At 67.5% G+C, this 228-nt stretch carries 1 protein-coding gene; it reads left to right on the top strand.

Annotated elements, in window-relative coordinates; genetic code table 11:
* The coding region (locus tag HK26_RS12940; RefSeq protein WP_143296385.1) for an FAD-dependent oxidoreductase at positions 1-228 on the top strand (228 nt) is incomplete at both ends.

Consider the following 228-nt stretch of genomic DNA (forward strand, 5'->3'; position numbering starts at 1 on the left):
AGCCCTTGGCCGCACGGCCCTGCACGGCACCATCCCCCGGCTGGTGCCCATTCGCGCCCATGCCGACCAGATCATGGACATAAAAGTCTGCCTCCGCCCCTTCCGCCCGGCGGGGCCACGCATGGACGTGGAGCATGTGGCGGGCAAAACCGTTGTGCATAATTACGGCCACGGCGGCAGTGGCTGGTCACTCTCATGGGGGGCGGCGTATCTGGCGGTCGGGCATGC

It is taken from the genome of Acetobacter okinawensis (genome assembly GCF_002153655.1).
GTDB classification, from domain to species: domain Bacteria; phylum Pseudomonadota; class Alphaproteobacteria; order Acetobacterales; family Acetobacteraceae; genus Acetobacter; species Acetobacter okinawensis_A.